Origin of the sequence: Amaricoccus sp. (assembly GCF_017993425.1) — a bacterium.
Taxonomy (GTDB): Bacteria; Pseudomonadota; Alphaproteobacteria; order Rhodobacterales; family Rhodobacteraceae; genus Amaricoccus.
The window spans coordinates 158,889-175,880 of record NZ_JAGOMQ010000003.1 but is presented as its reverse complement, the minus strand read 5'-3'; the positions used below and the strand labels follow the sequence as shown (position 1 = coordinate 175,880).

General features: G+C 71.2%; 17 protein-coding genes, 2 tRNA genes and 1 pseudogene. 12 read left to right on the top strand and 8 right to left on the bottom strand.

What is annotated here, in order from left to right:
- Positions 1–126: 126 nt before the first annotated feature.
- Positions 127–1,800, bottom strand: a complete 1,674-nt coding sequence (locus KBB57_RS02760; RefSeq protein WP_290746420.1) for a L,D-transpeptidase family protein — start codon at positions 1,798–1,800, stop codon at positions 127–129.
- 259 nt (positions 1,801–2,059) lie between these two features.
- Here KBB57_RS02760 and KBB57_RS02755 point away from each other — a divergent pair, with 259 nt between their 5' ends.
- Entirely contained in the window at positions 2,060–2,617 is a 558-nt protein-coding gene (locus KBB57_RS02755; RefSeq protein ID WP_290746417.1) for a DUF882 domain-containing protein, read from the top strand.
- 179 nt (positions 2,618–2,796) lie between these two features.
- Here the strand turns inward: KBB57_RS02755 and proB are convergent, their stop codons facing one another.
- The 7 genes and pseudogenes from proB to KBB57_RS02720 form a co-directional block, all read right to left on the bottom strand.
- Positions 2,797–3,954 (bottom strand): glutamate 5-kinase, encoded by a 1,158-nt coding sequence (gene proB, locus KBB57_RS02750; protein WP_290746432.1) that lies wholly within the window; start codon positions 3,952–3,954, stop codon positions 2,797–2,799.
- Positions 3,951–4,982, bottom strand: a complete 1,032-nt coding sequence (obgE, locus tag KBB57_RS02745; protein ID WP_290746414.1) for a GTPase ObgE — start codon at positions 4,980–4,982, stop codon at positions 3,951–3,953. Before obgE ends, proB begins: the two co-directional genes overlap by 4 nt.
- Positions 4,979–5,509 (bottom strand): GNAT family protein, encoded by a 531-nt coding sequence (locus tag KBB57_RS02740; protein ID WP_290746411.1) that lies wholly within the window; start codon positions 5,507–5,509, stop codon positions 4,979–4,981. Before KBB57_RS02740 ends, obgE begins: the two co-directional genes overlap by 4 nt.
- A 94-nt stretch (positions 5,510–5,603) precedes the next feature.
- On the bottom strand, positions 5,604–5,873 hold the full coding sequence (gene rpmA, locus KBB57_RS02735) for a 50S ribosomal protein L27 (protein WP_290746408.1): 270 nt from the start codon (positions 5,871–5,873) through the stop codon (positions 5,604–5,606).
- Positions 5,874–5,903: 30 nt separating this feature from the next.
- Positions 5,904–6,212 (bottom strand): annotated as a pseudogene (gene rplU / locus KBB57_RS02730) (50S ribosomal protein L21); the annotation flags it as partial.
- A gap of 270 nt (positions 6,213–6,482) precedes the next feature.
- The gene (locus KBB57_RS02725) at positions 6,483–7,811 is read right to left on the bottom strand and encodes a calcium-binding protein (protein ID WP_290746405.1); all 1,329 of its coding nucleotides are present in this window, start codon (positions 7,809–7,811) and stop codon (positions 6,483–6,485) included.
- Positions 7,812–8,190: 379 nt separating this feature from the next.
- A complete protein-coding gene (locus tag KBB57_RS02720) occupies positions 8,191–9,306 on the bottom strand; it encodes a helix-turn-helix transcriptional regulator (RefSeq protein WP_290746402.1) in 1,116 nt (371 codons plus the stop codon).
- Between the two features lie 313 nt (positions 9,307–9,619).
- Between KBB57_RS02720 and rpmI the strand changes: the two genes are divergently transcribed.
- The 11 genes from rpmI to paaE all read left to right on the top strand — a co-directional run bounded on the left by rpmI (position 9,620) and on the right by paaE (position 16,989).
- The gene (gene rpmI / locus KBB57_RS02715) at positions 9,620–9,820 is read left to right on the top strand and encodes a 50S ribosomal protein L35 (protein WP_290746399.1); all 201 of its coding nucleotides are present in this window, start codon (positions 9,620–9,622) and stop codon (positions 9,818–9,820) included.
- A 13-nt stretch (positions 9,821–9,833) separates the two neighbouring features.
- The gene (gene rplT, locus KBB57_RS02710) at positions 9,834–10,196 is read left to right on the top strand and encodes a 50S ribosomal protein L20 (RefSeq protein WP_290746396.1); all 363 of its coding nucleotides are present in this window, start codon (positions 9,834–9,836) and stop codon (positions 10,194–10,196) included.
- Positions 10,197–10,285: 89 nt separating this feature from the next.
- Positions 10,286–10,360: transfer RNA gene (locus KBB57_RS02705), tRNA-Val, on the top strand.
- Between the two features lie 114 nt (positions 10,361–10,474).
- Positions 10,475–11,386 carry an AEC family transporter gene (locus KBB57_RS02700; protein ID WP_290746393.1) on the top strand — a complete coding sequence of 304 codons (912 nt, stop codon included), beginning with the start codon at positions 10,475–10,477 and terminating at the stop codon, positions 11,384–11,386.
- 41 nt (positions 11,387–11,427) lie between these two features.
- Positions 11,428–11,503 (top strand) — tRNA-Val (locus KBB57_RS02695).
- Positions 11,504–11,871: 368 nt separating this feature from the next.
- The gene (gene pcaF, locus KBB57_RS02690) at positions 11,872–13,077 is read left to right on the top strand and encodes a 3-oxoadipyl-CoA thiolase (protein WP_290746391.1); all 1,206 of its coding nucleotides are present in this window, start codon (positions 11,872–11,874) and stop codon (positions 13,075–13,077) included.
- Between the two features lie 11 nt (positions 13,078–13,088).
- Positions 13,089–14,081, top strand: a complete 993-nt coding sequence (paaA, locus tag KBB57_RS02685; RefSeq protein WP_290746388.1) for a 1,2-phenylacetyl-CoA epoxidase subunit PaaA — start codon at positions 13,089–13,091, stop codon at positions 14,079–14,081.
- Positions 14,082–14,229: 148 nt separating this feature from the next.
- Positions 14,230–14,514 (top strand): 1,2-phenylacetyl-CoA epoxidase subunit PaaB, encoded by a 285-nt coding sequence (paaB, locus tag KBB57_RS02680; RefSeq protein WP_140453567.1) that lies wholly within the window; start codon positions 14,230–14,232, stop codon positions 14,512–14,514.
- Position 14,515: 1 nt separating this feature from the next.
- Positions 14,516–15,367, top strand: a complete 852-nt coding sequence (gene paaC / locus KBB57_RS02675) for a 1,2-phenylacetyl-CoA epoxidase subunit PaaC (protein ID WP_290746381.1) — start codon at positions 14,516–14,518, stop codon at positions 15,365–15,367.
- Positions 15,368–15,374: 7 nt separating this feature from the next.
- Positions 15,375–15,896 (top strand): 1,2-phenylacetyl-CoA epoxidase subunit PaaD, encoded by a 522-nt coding sequence (paaD, locus tag KBB57_RS02670; protein WP_290746378.1) that lies wholly within the window; start codon positions 15,375–15,377, stop codon positions 15,894–15,896.
- A 19-nt stretch (positions 15,897–15,915) separates the two neighbouring features.
- Positions 15,916–16,989, top strand: a complete 1,074-nt coding sequence (gene paaE / locus KBB57_RS02665; protein WP_290746375.1) for a 1,2-phenylacetyl-CoA epoxidase subunit PaaE — start codon at positions 15,916–15,918, stop codon at positions 16,987–16,989.
- The last annotated feature ends 3 nt before the right edge of the window (positions 16,990–16,992 follow it).

The following is a 16,992-nucleotide window of genomic DNA, read 5'->3' as shown; positions in this document are numbered from 1 at the left end:
CGCCGGAGAACGTCAGGTCCCCGCGCCCGACGGCCTCGCCCCCGAGCGCCGCGGCAAGGTCGGAAAGTGAGATCACGGGCAAGCTCCCTCGCGGACGGCGCAACGCCTCAGGCGATAGCGTAAGCCTCAGCCCTCCGCAGCCGGCAAAGTCACCCCCGCCGCCTCCAGCGCCCGCCACACCTCGGCGTCGCGCCCGTAGACGTCGAAGCGCCGCTGCAACGCGCCCGCGTCGTCGAGGAACACCGTGCGATAGTCGAGATGCACCGCGATCGGCCGGGTCAGCGTCACCGTGCGCTCCGCCTTCGCCGCCACCCAGCCGTCGAACGCCGCCGCCGGGTCGTCGACCTGGCCTTCGAGCAGGATCGCCGCCAGCGCCTCGGGGTTCTGCACCCGCACGCAGCCGTTGGAATAGGCCCGCTCCGCCTTGGCGAAGAGCTCCCGGTGCGGCGTGTCGTGCAGATAGATCGAGTGCTGGTTCGGGAACATGAACTTCACCTTGCCGAGCGCATTGGCGTCCGACGGGTTCTGCTTGATGCGGAACGGGAAGTTGCCCTTCTGGAACTGGGTGAAGTCGACGAGGCCCGGGTCGATCTCCGTCCCCGAGCGGGTGAAGATCCGCATGTTGGAGTTGGCGAGCGTCTGCGGGTTGGCCTGGAGCTTCGGCAGGTAGACCCGCTGCGCGATGCTGTCCGGCACGTGCCAGGTCGGGTTGACGACCAGATAGGTCATCGTCGCCCCGAACTCCGGCGTGCGGGTGTCGTCGGCCTTGCCGACCACCACCTTCGTCGCGAACGCCGTCCGCCCGCCCTCGACCAGCCGCGCCGTGTAGTCGGGGATGTTGACGTGGAGATAGCGGTCCTCGAAGGCCCCGTTCGTCCAGCGCGCCCGCTCGAGGTTGACCAGCACCGCCTTCAGCGCGTCCTCCGGCCCCGCGTTCAGCGCCGCGATGGTGCGCTTGCCGGCGAGCCCGTCCGGCTCCAGCCCCTCCTCGGCCTGGAACGCCGCCAGCGCCGCCTTCAGCCCCTCGTCGAACGCCGCCGGGTCGGCCGGCGTCGGCGCGGCATGGCCGCGCGCCGCGAGCCGCGCCCGGAGCGCCGCCACCCGCGCGCCGCTGTCGCCGAGCCGCAGCGTCTTGCCCTCGGGCGCCTCCGGCCCCCAGTCCTCGCCGCGCTGCGCCTCGAGCCGCGCCTTCTCGGCGAGGAGCGCGGCGTAGTCCGCCCCCTGCGGCGCGAGCCCGGCGGCGGCCGCCGCCACGTCGCCCCCGGCGAGCGGCGCGAGCAGCGCCCCCGGCGCCGGCCGCATCGGCTTCGTCTCGATCTCGGGATCGACCTTCGACGGCGTCAGCGCCCCCGAGGAGAGGTCGCGCCCGAAGGCGAGCCAGGCCCGCATCGCCGCCACCTCCGCCCCCGCCGGGTCGGCCGGCGTCGCCACCTGATAGCGCGCCGGCGGCAGCCCGTGCGTCTCGGCCGAGGCGAGCGCCGCGGTCAGCGCCGCCATCCGCCCGGCGCCCGGCTCGGCCCAGAAGGGCGCGTCGCCCCGCGCCGCGTAGAAGCCGAGGATCGCCGCGCGCTCCGGCTCGGCCATCCCCGCCGTCGCCCGCTCCAGCCCGGCCCGGAACGGGCTCGCGGGCGCGGCCGGCGCGCTCGCGTCCACCGTCGGCAAGCCCGTCTCCGCCGCCGCTCCGGCTGGCGCCGCGGGCGCGGCGGCGGGCAGCAGCAGATCCTCGGCCCGCGCCGGAAGCGCCGCCAATGCCCCCGCGAGAACGAACGCGGAGACCCTGCGAAGGTCGCGTATGGTCATGCCTGCCTCGGTTTCTTGTTCTGCTCGTTGGCCGGAAACCCTAGCGCGGCTGGCGTCCCCGGACAACCCGAGGCTCGCCCGCCGTCGGAGGGTGAATGCAACCCGGCCCGGGTTAACAAAGGGTTGTCGGCGAAATTTCGCCTACTCGCGCGGTTTTGCGCTTCGTTCACCTTGGACCGACTCACGGCCTGTGTCATCACGAGTCGCAGGAGCGCGACGAACGACGCTCCACTTGGGCAGACATCGAGGCAGTGACACCATGACAACGGAAGACTTCCGACCGTCCCGAAGGGCGCTGCTGGGCGTTTTCGCAGGCATCGCCGCCATCGCGGCCGCGCCGGTCTACGCGCGCGCCCCCGGGCTGCTGCGCGGCGCCGGCGACGTCCGCCGCGTCCGCATGTACAGCCAGCGCACCGGCGAATCCGTCGACACCGTCTACTTCGCCAACGGCCGCTACATCCCCGAGGCGATCACCGAGATCTCGTTCTTCATGCGCGACTGGCGGCAGAACGAGGTGAAGAAATACGACCCGCGCAACGTGGACATCCTGGCGGCGACGCTGAACATGATGGACACCAACGAGCCCTATCTCGTCATCTCCGGCTATCGCACCCCCCAGACCAACCGGATGCTCAAGGGCGCGGCCCGCGACAGCTACCACATCAAGGCGATGGCCGCCGACGTCCGGCTGAAGAGCCGCTCGACGCCGAACATCTACAGGGCCGCGATGGCCTGCGGCGGCGGCGGCGTCGGCCTCTACAACCGCTCGAACTTCATCCACATGGATTGCGGCCCGGTCCGCACCTGGAAGGGCTGACCGCCCGCTCCGCGCCGACTGCCCCGAGGTCGGCGCCCCGCCTCGCCGAGGCCGGCCCTGCAAACGTGCAGATTCGTGCATGAACGTGCAGGTTCATGCACTCCCCGACGAAAGATCAATGACTTAGCCCCCTGTTCACGCGTGGGCAGCCGGGCGCGCCGTCCCGCCTTTCGGGGCCGTCAGAGCGCCATGTCGTCGCGGTGGACGAGGGCGGCGCGGCCCGGATAGCCGAGGAGCGCGCCGATGCGGTCCGAGCGGTGGCCCATGATGACCCGGGCCTCCGCCGCGTCGTAGCCGGCGAGCGCCCGGGCGGCGACGGCGCCGTCGGGACCGACGATCTCCACCGGGTCGCCCCGCGAGAACCCACCCTCGATCGCGGTCACGCCCGCCGGCAGCAGCGACTTGCCCCGCCCCAGCGCCGCGATGGCGCCCGCGTCGACAAGGATGCGGCCCCGCGGCTTCATCCCCGAGATCCAGCGCTTCCGCGCCGCCCGCGGGTCGCCGTCGGCGGCGAACCAGGTGCAGGGCGCCCCCTCCGCCAGCGCCCGCAGCGGCCGGGGGCGGTTCCCCTCCACGATCGCCATGGCGCAGCCGGCGCGGGTCGCGGCCCGGGCGGCCATCAGCTTGGTCTTCATGCCGCCCTTCGAGAGCGACGACCCGACGCCCCCCGCCATCGCCTCGATGGCTGCGGTCACCCGCTCCACCCGGTCGAGCCGGCGCGCGGTCGGGTCGACCCGCGGGTCGGCGGTGTAGAGCCCGTCGACGTCGGAGAGGAGGACGAGCACGTCGCCGCCGGCCATCGCCGCGACCTGCGCGGCGAGGCGGTCGTTGTCGCCGTAGCGGATCTCGTCGGTCGCCACCGTGTCGTTCTCGTTGACGATCGGCACGACCCCGAGCTCCAGCAGGGTCTCGAAGGTGCGGCGCGAGTTGAGGTAGCGCCGCCGGTTCTCGCTGTCCTCCAGCGTCAGCAGCACCTGCGCCGTGGTGATCCCGAGCGGCGCGAGCACGCTCTCGTAGGCCTGGGCGAGCCGGATCTGCCCGACCGCCGCCGCCGCCTGGCTCTGCTCCAGCGTCAGCGCCCCCGCCGGCAGCCCGAGCGCCCGCCGCCCGAGCGCGATCGACCCGGAGGAGACCACCACCACCGCCTTGCCCCGGCCGCGCAGCTCCGCGACGTCCGCCGCGAGGCCCTCCAGCCAGTCGAGCCGCGGCCGGCCGGTCTCGGCGGCGACGAGCAGCGCCGAGCCGATCTTGACCACCACCCGGCGGGCGCGGCCGAGGATGTCGGCCGAGGTCTCGGCCGGCGCCGCGGCGGGGGCCTCGGTCGGCGCGTGGCTCATGGCCGCCACGCCCCCTCCGCCGGCGCCGCGCCCGCGGCGCGGGCGGCGTCGATGCGGGACCGGAGCGCCCGGAGCATGTCCTGCACCCCCTGCCCCGTCGCGCCGGAGAGCGGCAGCACCTCCTCCGCCCCGGCCTTCCGCAGCGCCTTGACCGCCTTCTCGACCGCCCTGGCGTCGAGGGCGTCGATCTTGTTGAGCCCCGTCAGCCGCGGCTTCTCCGCGAGGCCCTGGCCGTACGCCTCCAGCTCGCGGCGGATCACCTTGTAGTCGGCGACCAGCGTCGGCGAGGCGCCGTCGAGCAGGTGCAGGAGCACCGCGCAGCGCTCGACATGGCCGAGAAAGGCGTCGCCGAGGCCCCTGCCCTCGCTCGCGCCCTCGATCAGGCCGGGAATGTCGGCCATGACGAACTCCGCCCCGTCGACCGCGACGACGCCGAGGCCGGGATGGAGCGTGGTGAAGGGATAATCCGCGATCTTCGGCCGCGCGTTCGAGACGGCGGCGAGGAAGGTGGACTTGCCGGCGTTCGGCAGCCCGACGAGGCCTGCGTCGGCGATCAGCTTCAGCCGCAGCCAGATGGTGCGCTCGACGCCCTCCTGCCCCGGGTTGGCGTGGCGCGGGGCCTGGTTCGTCGAGGTCTTGAAGCGCAGGTTCCCCCAGCCGCCGTTGCCGCCCTGCGCGAGCAGCACCCGCTCGCCGGCGCGGGTCAGGTCGGCGACGAGGGTCTCGCCGTCGTCCTCGAGGATCTCGGTGCCGACGGGGACGCGCAGCACGATGTCCTCGGCGCTCCTGCCGGTGCGCTGCTTGCCCGCGCCCGGCTGGCCGTTCCGGGCGAAGAAATGCTGCTGGTAGCGGTAGTCGATCAGCGTGTTGAGCCCGTCGACCGCCTCGGCCCAGACGTCGCCGCCCTTGCCGCCGTCGCCGCCGTCGGGGCCGCCGAACTCGACGAACTTCTCGCGCCGGAAGCTGACGCAGCCGGCGCCCCCGGCGCCGGAGCGGATCTCGACGCGGGCGTGGTCGAGGAACTTCATCCGAGCGCCAGCCGGTAGCGGAAGGTCGGGACCATCGCCGCCCGCGCCACCGAATGCGTCTCGCCCTCGCCCTCGTAGGCGAAGCCGGCGCGGGTCAGCACGCGGGCCGAGGCGAGGTTGTCCTGGAACACCTCCGCGGTCAGCGCCACCGCGCCGTCGCGCAGCAGCTCCGCCGCCACCGCCTCGATCGCCTCGCCGGCGAAGCCCGCGTTCCAGAAGGCGGGCGCCACCCAGTAGCCGAGCTCGACGACGCCCTCCCCGGCCGGCTTCGCCGAGATGAGGCCGATCAGCCCGTTCTCGCCGCCGGTGTCGAGCGCCCATACCGTCTCGCGCTCGCCGGCGACGGCGCGGGCGACCAGCGCCTCGGCGCTGCCCGGCGGATAGGGGTGCGGGATCGAGGTGGTCATCGCCGCGACGCGGGCGTCGCTGGCGTAGAGATGGATCAGCCCGGCGTCGGCGCGGTCGAGCGGGCGCAGCCGCAGCCGCGCGGTGACGAGCTCGGGACGGGGATTCGCGAGGGTCGCCATGGCGAGCCTACCTGTCGAGGGAACGGGGGCGGAAAAACGCGAACGGCCGGCGACAACGCCGGCCCCTCGACGATCCGCGCGGAACGGCGGGTGGCTACTCGGCCGCCTCGGCCGGGACGACCACCGAGACGAAGGTCCGCCCCTTGAGGCCGCTGTGGAACTGCACCTTGCCCTCGGTCACCGCGAAGATGGTGTGGTCGCGGCCGAGGCCGACGCCCGCGCCCGGCCAGAACTTGGTGCCGCGCTGGCGCACCAGGATCGCGCCCGGGATCACCGCCTCGCCGCCGAACTTCTTCACGCCGAGCCGCCGGCCCTTGCTGTCGCGGCCGTTCCGGGACGAGCCGCCTGCCTTCTTGTGAGCCATGACGCCCTCCTCTTCTCAGTTCGCCGCGCCGGCGACGATCTCGACGACCTTCACCCGCGTCAGCTGCTGGCGATGGCCGCGCTTGCGCTGCGACGAGTGCTTGCGCCGCCGCTTCACGAACGAGATCACCTTCGGCCCCTTGGTCTGCTCGAGCACCTCGGCCTTGACGGACGCGCCGGCCACGAGCGGCGCGCCGACCGTGATGGTGTCGCCGCCGAGGAGCAGGATCTCGCCGAACTCCACGGTCTCGCCGGGCTCGCCCGCGAGCTTCTCCACGAGGAAGATATCGTCCTTGGCGACCTTGTATTGCTTGCCGCCGGTCTTGAGCACCGCGTACATTTTCCGCGTCCTATCCTTGTTCGCCCCGCGTCCTGCGGCCCCGGCCATGCCGGCGTTCGTGCGGGGCTGGCCCCGCGCCATCGGACAGCGCGCTTGATGCGTGCATCGCTCCGCCGCGACGCCTCTCGGCCCCGCGGAGAGCGGCCGTATCGCGGAAGGCGGCGCGGATGTCAAGCCCGGCCTCCGCGGCCGCCGAAGCGGCGGCTGGGATGCGTCACAACTTGTGATGCCAATTATCCTTTTGATATTCATACCATATCGGAAAGCGCCTCACGTGAGCAGCCACTCGGCGCGGTTCAGCGACAGGTCGGCGTCCACGACCACGAGGAAGTAGTCGTCCGCGTCCCGCGCCGCGCGGGAGCCGAGGCCGTCGGCGTCGGCGTCGATCTGCAGGACGGTGTTGACCCGGCCGGCGAGGTCGTCGTCGCGGAGGAGCGCGCCGTCGTCTCCGAAGGACTGCGCCTCCTGGAAGACGCGGAACCTCTCCCCGCCTAGGGCGGCGGCGAAGCGCACCTCGTCGAGACCCGCCTCGAAGGCGCGGGAGAGGACGACGTCGGTGTAGTCTCCCAGGTCCGCGCGCGTGACGCGGACGACGTCGCGCGCGCCGTCGGTCGGCCGGTCCGGGTCGACTTGGAAGAACTCCACGTCCGGGTTGATCGTGTCGTTGCCCGAGCCGCTGACGAGCACGTCGCGCCCGACGCCGCCGTCGATGAAGTCGTTGCCGGCGCCGCCGTCGACGTAGTCGTTGCCCGCCTCGCCCACGACGACGGGGTCGTCGCCGCCTTTGGCGAAGATGCGGTCGTTGCCCGCCCCGCCGATCAGCCAGTCGATGAAGCCGGTGCCCAGCAGGCAGTCGTTCCCCTCTCCGCCGTCAGCATAATAGCCGTCCTCGGCGAGGCGCCCGACCAGGCGATCGTCCCCGGCGCCGCCAAAGTGCGACCAGCCGCCGATCAACACGTCATTCCCGGCCTCGCCATAGCCCTCCCAGTAGTTGACCAGCCGATCGTTCCCGTCGCCGCCGTATTGGACCACGGCGCCGATCAGCAGGTCATTCCCGGCCCCGCCGTAGAACTCGTGGCCCCACTCAGTCTCGGGATCCTCGATCATCACGTCCCGATGCGACGAGCCGAAGAAGCCGTACACGCCCGAACCGGGATAGACCGACGAGTCCGCGAAGTAGTCGGTTCCGCCGAAGCCGTCGCGCGCCTTTCCGTGGATATCCACGGTCCGGACCTCTCCGTCGGCGTCGGTGAAGGTGCGGCTTCCGGTATAGCTCAGATCGACCCGGACGCCTCCCTTCGCGCCGCTGTAATCGACGAAGCCTAATCCTCCTGTTTCGATAAAGGCGCCATAGAGATCGTCGCCGGCCGTGCCGAGAAAGAAAGCAGCATATTCGCCTCCCCCACCGAACAGCGTGTCGCTTCTCGCCGTTCCTTCGAAGGTAACGGTGTCAAAGTTGGGAAAATCCGGCAAATCCGGCTGTGTGTATGTGCCGGACACGAGCTGAATGTTCCGCCCCGCCACGAGGTGATCGGTGACGATGCCGCCAAATAATGTTTCCAGGTACGCAATGTAGTCACGGCTGTTGTTGATCGACATGGGCTTTCTCCTTCTTTGCGATGCCCGCGAAGCGCGGGACAGGTGGCCGGTGTCGCCCCGACCCGTCCGGGCTCACCCCGGCGGGTCGGGGCTCGGGCTCAGCCCCGAGTTGGCGATCAGCAGGATGGTCAGCGCCGCGCCTACGGCGACTCCGATCAGGACCGGCGCCGGGTTGAAGCCGCCCGGCGGCGCCTCGGCCGGCGCCGGGGCTGTCGAGGCGGCTCGCCGGCGGGCGGTCGGCGGCGCAGCCGGCGGCAGCGACGGCGGCGATGAGCGTGAGTGCGTTCGGCAGGCGCATCGCCGGACCTCCTCGGCGGCGTGATGCCGGCTAGGACGCCCCGGATCGCCGCGGCGCGCGTCCACCGTTTGGTGGAGGCCTTCAGCCGAGCGGCAGCGAGAACGAGGCGAGCAGCGACGCGAGGTCGGCCTGCCGGCGCGTGCCCGTCTTGTCGAACAGGCGCAACAGATGGGTGCGCACCGTCGAGGCCGCGATGCCGAAGGCGGCGGCCGCCTCCTCCGGCGTGCGTCCGGCGCCGACCGCCTCCAGCACCCGCGCCTCGGCGGGGGTCAGGTCGAAGAGCGCCGCCACCGCGGCGAGCGGCGGGGGCGGCGGCGTGGCGGCGGGCGCGACGAAGATCGCCGCCGCCGCCCCGGCGAGCCGGCTCGCCTCGCCGAGCGGCAGGACGTGCAGCACCAGCGCCTCCCCGTCGGCGCGCCGCGCCGGCACGCCCAGCCCACGCCGTCCGATGCCCGCGGGGGCCGCGCCGGCCGCGACGGCCAGCGCCTCCGCGAGCCCGCGCGGCGCGCTCACCCGGCCGCGCCGCAGCGCCAGCGGATCGGCGCTGCGCAGCATCGCCTCGCCGGCGCGATTGGCGTGCAGCAGCCTCAGGTCCGGCCCGACCAGCAGCACCGCCACGGCCAGCCCGTCCAGCGTCTCCTGGTAGGTCGCCCGCTCGACCGCCCGCGCCTCCAGCAGCCGGCTGATCGCCAGCGCCCGCTTCAGGTGCGGCGCGAACAGACGCATCGCCTCGACCTCGACCTGACCGACCGGCCCGTCGTCCGCGTGACGGCCCAGCGCGAGGGCCGAAAGCGACGCGGGATCGCGCGCGAAGCCGACGGCCATCTGATCGACGAACCCGCGCGGCAAGGCCCAGCTGCGGATGAAGTGGCTGTCATGGGCCCGCGGGTTGACCCAGGTCATCACCGTCGGCTCGTCCAGCGGGAACGTCATCACGTTCCGAACGCCGCCCCAGGCCTCGGCCACATGCGGGCCGTAGCCGATCATCTCCGCCCGATCGTTCTCCGACATCCCGACGGTGACGTCGACCAGGGCGCGGCCGCTCGGCATCTCCTGCAGCGACAGGACCGCGTTGCGGAACCGCATCTCGCTGCCCAGGGTCCCCAGAACGTCGGGCCAGAGCGAGGGGTCGAGGGCGCAATCGTAGATCGAGCCGACGAGATCCGAGAACGCGGCCGCCGAAACGGGTTGATCCAAATCCCCCTCCCGCCTGCAACGGCCCATGTTCGCCAGCCCCGCCGCCCGGTCAAGCCGCGCCTGCGCCGCCGTCCCTTCCCGAAGGATTTCATTCAGGCTCGCTGACCGGAGAGCAGTCGGTTTCGCGCGAAAGCACAAAGAAGGCGCGCGCACCCGCGCGCTCCTCGCGGCCGCAAGGCGGCCTCCCGACGTCCCCGCAAGGCGCCTTGCGCGCCGCCCGGGCCCGCTGTATAGGCCCCGCTCCACTTCGACGCGCCCGGCTCTGAACGGGCTGCCGCGGCGCGTCCCGAACGTTCTCCAAAGGAGACCCGAAATGCCCAAGATGAAGACCAAGGCGAGCGCCAAGAAGCGCTTCAAGGTCACGGCCACCGGCCGGGTCCTCGCCATGCAGGCCGGCAAGCGGCACGGCATGATCAAGCGGTCGAACAAGTTCATCCGCAACGCGCGGGGAACCACGGTCCTCTCGGCTCCGGACGAGAAGATCGTGAAGACCTACATGCCCTACGATCGCTGAGGAGGACGGATAGATGTCCCGCGTCACCGCCGGCCCGGCGAGCCATGCCCGCCACCGCAAGGTCATCAAGCAGGCCAAGGGCTACTACGGCGCCCGCTCCACGAACTATCGCACCGCCAAGCAGGCGGTCGACAAGGCGCTGCAGTACGCGACCCGCGACCGCAAGGTCCGCAAGCGGCAGTTCCGCGCGCTCTGGATCCAGCGCATCAACGCCGCCGTGCGCGAGCACGACTCCGGCCTGACCTATTCGCGCTTCGTGAACGGCCTCGACAAGGCCGGGATCGAGGTCGACCGCAAGGTGCTGGCCGACCTCGCCGTGCGCGAGCCGGCCGCCTTCGCGGCGATCGTCGACCAGGCCAAGGCGGCGCTCGCCTGAGGCCTTGGCGCCCGGCGGGCCGCCCCGGTCCGCCGCTCCTCCGGCCCCTTGCGGGCCGGCGGGATCGGGTCTAGGAGACCCGCCCAGTGGGGCGATTAGCTCAGCGGTAGAGCGCTTCGTTCACATCGAAGATGCCGGGGGTTCGAATCCCTCATCGCCCACCACCTTCCCTTTCCGACGCGCCTTCTCCCGGCCCGGGTCGCCGCCTTGCCTTGCGCCCGGCGCGCGCGGGCGGACAGGGGTCGGGCGCCCGCCATCCCGGTGACCTCGCCCTGCCGATGAGCCCGATCCTCGCCACCCTGCTGCCCGACGCGCTGGTCATGGCGCTGGGTCGAGCGGTGGCGCGGTTCGTGCCGGCGGCGGGGTGGGAGGCGGTGGACCGGCTGAACTTCCAGCTCCTGTTTCCGGCGCTGATCTTCCAGGCGGCGGCGCGGGGGGCGCCGAGCGCGGCAGAGGCGCTGGCGATCGGCGGCGGGGTGTGGGCGATCCTGCTGCTGGGGCTGGGGCTCGGGTGGCTGGCGCGGCCGTTCGGGCCGCGGGGATTTCTCGACTTCGCCGGGGTCTGGCAGACGGCCTGGCGGTTCAACACCGCGCTCGGCCTCGTCGCGGTCCAGGCGCTGCCGGCCGCGTCGCACGGGCTGATGCCGATCGCGATCGGGTTCGCGGTGCCGCTCGCCAACGTGCTCGCGGTGGTGGCGCTGTCCCGGGGGAGCGCGCTGGGGCCGGTCGGGACGCTGCGGATGGTGGCGCTGAACCCGTTCTTCCTCGCGAGCAGCCTCGGGCTCGCCTTCGGGGCCGCCGGGCTCGTGCTGCCGGACCTGCTGGCGGCCGCGCTGAGGCGGCTCGCCGACGCGGCGATCCCGCTGGCGCTGCTCTCGATCGGGGCGGCGCTGGACTGGCGGGCGCTGGCGCGGCTCGATCCGTTCCTCGGCGCGCTCTCGGCGATCAAGCTCGTGGCGCTGCCGACCGGCGCCCTCGTGGCCACCCGCCTGCTCGGTGCGGCGCCGGAGGTGGTGGCGGCGCTCGTCGTCTTCGCGGCGCTGCCGACGGCCTCGGGGAGCCACGTCCTCGCCTCGGTCTTCGGGGCCGACCGCCGCCTGTCGGCGCTGGCGGTCGCGCAGTCGACGCTCCTCGGCTGCCTCACCCTGCCGCTCTGGATCGCCGCCGCAAGCTGGGTCGACGGCGCGTGAGGCTTGCCGGCGGGGCCCGGCCGGGGGTAGGAGGCGGCGACGGGTGATTAGCTCAGTCGGTAGAGCGCCTCGTTTACACCGAGGATGTCGGCGGTTCGAGTCCGTCATCACCCACCATTCCCGGCAACCTCGCACGCGTGCGAGGTTTCCATATGATTGATATGCAACGATAAAGGCGATATTGGTTGCAAGTGTAACCTCGCATGGAGCCCGGAATCGACGTCCCACCCCCGGTCCCTGCGTCGGCTGGTTGCGCCACGAGCCTGAGCGACATCTCAAGCGAGCATCGGCCGGGATAGGGGCGAGGGTGCGCCCGGTCCTTAGGGTCGAGTGCGTAGTCAGGCCCCGGGGGTCCACGCATATTTCTGCATGATTTCAAACTATTACCTCCGAAAGCCGGAATTTCTGCGCCGGCCAAACTTTTCTCTATACATTGACCGGCCGGTCGGCTAATAATTCCGGAAAGCAGACTCAGGGGGAAGATCATGGCGGACGCCTTCATCTGCGACGCGGTCCGGACGCCGATCGGGCGGTATGGCGGGGCGCTCGCCAGCGTGCGGGCGGACGATCTCGCGGCGGTCCCGCTCAAGGCGCTGGTCGAGCGCAATCCGGGCGTGCGCTGGGAGGAGGTCGACGACCTGATCTTCGGCTGCGCCAACCAGGCGGGCGAGGACAACCGCAATGTCGGGCGGATGGCGGTGCTGCTCGCCGGGCTGCCGGTCGCGGTGCCGGGGACCACGATCAACCGGCTCTGCGGCTCCGGCATGGACGCGGTCGGGCAGGCGGCGCGGGCGATCCGGGCCGGAGACGCCGACCTGATGCTCGCCGGCGGCGTCGAGAGCATGACGCGGGCGCCCTTCGTGATGCCGAAGGCGGAAGCCGCGTGGTCGCGGTCGAACGCGGTCTACGACACGACGATCGGCTGGCGCTTCGTCAACCCGAAGATGAAGAAGGAGTTCGGCGTCGACTCGATGCCGCAGACCGCCGACAACGTCGCGGCCGACTACGGCGTCAGCCGGGCGGACCAGGACGCCTTCGCGGCGCGGTCGCAGGCTCGCTGGGAGGCCGCGCAGAAGGCCGGCAAGTTCCGCGACGAGATCGTGCCGGTGACCATCCCGCAGCGGAAGGGCGACCCGATCGTCGTCGACACCGACGAGCACCCGCGGCCGGGGACGACGGTCGAGACGCTGGCGAAGCTCAAGGGCGTCAACGGCCCGGACCTCTCCGTCACCGCCGGCAACGCCTCCGGCGTCAACGACGGGGCGGCGGCGCTGGTCCTCGCCTCCGAGGCGGCGGCGAAGGCCCACGGCCTGACCCCGAAGGCCCGCGTCGTCGCGATGGCGGCGGCGGGCGTCGCGCCGCGGATCATGGGCATCGGCCCGGCCCCGGCGGCGAAGCGGGTGCTGGCGCGCGCCGGGCTCGACATCGGGCAGATGGACGTGATCGAGCTCAACGAGGCGTTCGCGGCGCAGGGGCTCGCGACGCTGAGGGAGCTTGGCCTGCCGGACGATGCGGCGCATGTTAATCCCAATGGCGGCGCGATCGCGCTCGGCCACCCGCTCGGCATGTCGGGCGCCCGGCTCGTGACCACCGCCATGTACGAGCTGCACCGCCGCGGCGGCCGCTACGCGCTCTGCACGATGTGCATCGGCGTGGGCCAGGGCATCGCCGCGATCATCGAACGCGTCTGAGGGAGGAAGCCATGTACGCACAGCTGGTCTCGACCGACGGTCTGAAGAAGCCGGAGGAGATGACGCCCGAGGAGCGCGCCTTCCAGGAGCGCATCGACCGCGGCGAGAAGATCGAGCCGAAGGAGTGGATGCCGGAGGGCTACCGCAAGACGCTGATCCGCCAGATCGGCCAGCACGCGCACTCCGAGATCGTCGGGCAGCTCCCCGAGGGCAACTGGATCACCCGGGCGCCGACGCTGGAGCGCAAGGCGATCCTGCTCGCCAAGGTGCAGGACGAGGCGGGGCACGGGCTCTATCTCTACTGCGCGGCGGAGACGCTGGGCGTCAGCCGCGACGAGCTGATGGAGCGGCTGCATTCGGGGAAGATGAAGTATTCCTCGATCTTCAACTATCCGACGCTGACCTGGGCCGACATGGGCGCGGTCGGGTGGCTGGTCGACGGCGCGGCGATCATGAACCAGGTGCCGCTGCAGCGGACGAGCTTCGGGCCGTATTCGCGGGCGATGATCCGCATCTGCAAGGAGGAAAGCTTCCATCAGCGGCAGGGCTACGCCGTGATGATGAAGATGTGCGCGGGCACCCCCGCCCAGAAGGCGATGGCGCAGGATGCGCTGAACCGGCTCTGGTATCCGGCGCTGATGATGTTCGGGCCGAGCGACAAGGACTCGGTGCATTCGGCCCAGTCGATGGCCTGGAAGATCAAGATGAACACCAACGACGAGCTCCGCCAGAAGTTCGTCGACCAGACCGTGCCGCAGGCGAAGTATCTCGGCCTGACCATCCCGGACCCCGAGCTCAAGTGGAACGAGGAGAAGGGCGGCCATGACTTCTCCGAGCCGGACTGGTCGGAGTTCTTCGACGTGATCGCCGGCAACGGCCCCTGCAACCGCGACCGGCTCGGCGCCCGGGTGAAGGCCTGGGACGACGGCGCCTGGTTCCGCGAGGGGCTGGTCGCCCACGCCGGGAAGGCCGCCGCCCGCCGGGCCCCCGTCGCCGCCGAATGAGATCTGGCGCCGGCCGGAGCATCACGCCCCAACACGCGTGTTATTCCGGTTAAGCATCTGACAAACAACAATAAACCAGATTCGATTCACTGAACGTCAACCAAGGTTAAGCCCCGGCTGCGCGCCGGGGGGCCGAGGGAGGAAGCAAATGTCCAAGGAATGGCCGCTCTGGGAAGTCTTCATCCGGGGCCAGCACGGGCTGAACCACCGCCATGTCGGCAGCCTGCACGCGCCGGACGCCGAGATGGCGATCAACAACGCCCGCGACGTCTACACCCGCCGCAACGAGGGCGTCTCGATCTGGGTGGTGCCCTCGGCCGCGATCACCGCGTCGAGCCCGTCCGACAAGGGCCCGCTCTTCGAGCCGGCGAACTCCAAGGTCTACCGCCACCCGACCTTCTACGACATCCCCGAAGAAGTGGGGCACATGTAAGATGCCGTCGCTCCCGGACATCATGAACCCCGACGTCGACGCGCTGGCGCGCGACGCGGCGGCCCACGCCCACCCGACCGCGATCCCGACGCCGGACGCCGGCCAGGAGGCCGTCTTCGAGACGCTGCTCCGCCTCGGCGACTCGACGCTGATCCTCGGCCATCGCGTCTCGGAATGGTGCGGCCACTCGCCGGCGCTCGAGGAGGACATCGCGCTCGCCAACGTCGCGCTCGACCTGATCGGGCAGACGCAGATGTGGCTCGGCCTCGCCGGCGAGGTGGAGGGCAAGGGCCGCTCGGCGGACGATCTCGCCTATCTCCGCGATGCCTGGGACTTCCGCAACCTGCTGCTCGTCGAGCGCCCCAACGGCGATTTCGGCCATACGCTGATGCGGCAGTTCCTGTTCGACGCCTACCACTTCGAGCTCCTCAAGGCGCTGCAATCCTCGTCCGATCCCCGCATCGCCGAGATCGCCGCCAAGGCCGCGAAGGAGGTCGCCTATCACCTGGAACGGTCCTCGGACCTCGTCATCCGCCTCGGCGACGGCAGCGACGAGAGCCGCCGCCGGATGCAGGACGCGCTCGACGCGCTCTGGGCCTATACCGGCGAGATGTTCCTCGCCGACGAGAAGGACCTCGCCGTCGCCCAGGCCGGGATCGCCCCCGATCCGGCGAGCCTGCGCGCCGCCTGGGAGGGCAACGTCCGCGACGTGCTGACCGAGGCGACGCTGGCGATCCCCGCGGACGGTTTCGCCCACAAGGGCGGCAAGCGCGGCGTGCATACCGAGCATCTCGGCTACATCCTCGCCGACATGCAGTTCCTGCAGCGCGCCTATCCCGGCGCCGAGTGGTGACACGCCGATGGCGACCGACACCCGACCCAGCACCGCCGAGGTCTGGGACTGGCTGAGCCATGTTCCGGACCCGGAGATCCCGGTCATCTCGCTGACCGATCTCGGCATCATCCGCGATGTCGCCTGGGACGACGAGACCCTCGTCGTCACCGTGACGCCGACCTACTCGGGCTGCCCCGCCACCGCGATCATCAACCTCGACATCGAGGCGGCGCTCCGCGACCACGGCGTCGAGAAGCTGAAGCTGAAGCGGCAGATCTCGCCGCCCTGGACGACCGACTGGATCAGCCAGGAGGGCCGGGAGAAGCTCCGCGCCTACGGCATCGCGCCCCCCATCGACGGCACCGCCGCCGACGGCAGGCTGATGGGCCGCGTCGACCGCCTCGCCGGCGGCAACCGCGCCGTCGCCTGCCCGCGCTGCGGGTCCGTGCATACCTCCAAGGTCAGCCAGTTCGGCTCCACGCCGTGCAAAGCCAGCTACCGCTGCGACGACTGCCTGGAGCCCTTCGACTACTTCAAGTGCATCTGAGCGGACACCGGAGACATAAATGGCACGCTTCCATTCCCTCGATGTCGTCGACGTCCGCAAGGAGACGCGGGACGCCGTCGTCGTCACCCTGAAGCCCCGCGCGGAGGACGCCGCGCTCTTCGACTTCACCCAAGGCCAGTACCTGACCTTTCGCCGCAAGTTCGATGACGACGAGCTGCGCCGCAGCTACTCGATCTGCGCCGGCAAGGACGAGGGGTTCCTTCAGGTCGGCATCAAGCGCGTCGACGGCGGGGCGTTCTCTACCTGGGCGAACGAGGAGCTGAAGGCCGGCGCGACGATCGAGGCGATGCCGCCGATGGGGCGGTTCTTCACCGCGATCGAGCCGGAGAAGGCGAAGAACTACCTCGGCTTCGCCGGGGGCTCAGGCATCACGCCCCTCCTCTCGATCGTCAAGACCGTGCTCGCCGCCGAGCCGCGGTCGACGTTCACGCTGGTCTACGCCAACCGGCAGATCAGCTCGATCATGTTCCGCGAGGAGCTGGAGGATCTGAAGAACCGCCATCTCGGGCGGCTCTCCATCATCCACGTGCTCGAGTCCGAGGCGCAGGACATCGACCTCTTCACCGGGCGGGTGGACGCGGAGAAGTGCGCGCAGCTCTTCAAGGTGTGGATCGACCTGCCCACTGTCGACACGGCCTTCATCTGCGGGCCGGAGCCGATGATGCTGGCGATCGCCGGGGCGCTGAAGGAGCACGGGCTCTCGGACGCGCAGATCAAGTTCGAGCTGTTCGCCTCGGGCCAGCCGGGGCGGACCCGGCAGCGGGCGGTGTCGCACGAGGTCTCCACCTCGAACTCCACCGAGGCCACCGTCACCCTCGACGGCGCCACCCGCAGCTTCCGCATGCCGAAGGCCGGCCAGAGCCTGCTCGACGCCGCGCTCGAGGCGAACATCGACGCGCCCTATGCCTGCAAGGCGGGGGTGTGCTCGACCTGCCGGGCCAAGGTGATCGAGGGCGAGGCCGAGATGGCGATCAACCATGCGCTCGAGGACTACGAGGTGAAGCAGGGCTACGTGCTGACCTGCCAGTGCTTCCCCCTCAGCGACAAGATCGTCGTCAGCTATGACCAGTGAGGA